This is a genomic window from Psychrobacter sp. APC 3279 (assembly GCF_030407795.1).
Lineage (GTDB): Bacteria > Pseudomonadota > Gammaproteobacteria > Pseudomonadales > Moraxellaceae > Psychrobacter.
Genome location: NZ_JASDCR010000052.1, coordinates 1 through 718, shown reverse-complemented (window position 1 = coordinate 718; position 718 = coordinate 1). Strand labels below are relative to the sequence as shown.

At 54.0% G+C, this 718-nt stretch carries 1 protein-coding gene; it reads left to right on the top strand.

From position 1 onward, the window contains the following. Positions 1–718 (top strand): hypothetical protein (locus QL898_RS13775; protein WP_290177196.1); only part of this gene is annotated, 718 nt, incomplete at both ends.

Sequence of the window (718 nt, the reverse complement as noted above, 5' to 3'; positions counted from 1 at the left end):
GTGACATCACCTTTACACCAGAAGCAGGCTTCACCGGTGACCCAACGCCAATCAGCTACACCGTTGATAACCGTACTGGTGAGACGTCAAATGAAGCGACTGTGACCATCGAGTATCCACAAGCGGTTAATGACACGCAAACAGGCGCCTCAGGTAGCCCAGTTGTGGTTGCTGTGGTTGGTAACGATGGCCAGGGTGGAGACGACTTAGACCCGGCGACTGTGGTAATCACACAATCACCAGCGGGCGGCACCATTGCTGATGACGGCAAATCGGTTGACGTACCAGGCGAAGGTTCATGGGCTGTTGATCCTGTAACAGGTGACATCACCTTTACACCAGAAGCAGGCTTCACCGGTGACCCAACGCCAATCAGCTACACCGTTGATAACCGTACTGGTGAGACGTCAAATGAAGCGACTGTGACCATCGAGTATCCACAAGCGGTTAATGACACGCAAACAGGCGCCTCAGGTAGCCCAGTTGTGGTTGCTGTGGTTGGTAACGATGGCCAGGGTGGAGACGACTTAGACCCGGCGACTGTGATGATCACACAATCACCAGCGGGCGGCACCATTGCTGATGACGGCAAATCGGTTGACGTACCAGGCGAAGGTTCATGGGCTGTTGATCCTGTAACAGGTGACATCACCTTTACACCAGAAGCAGGCTTCACCGGTGACCCAACGCCAATCAGCTACACCGTTGATAACCGTAC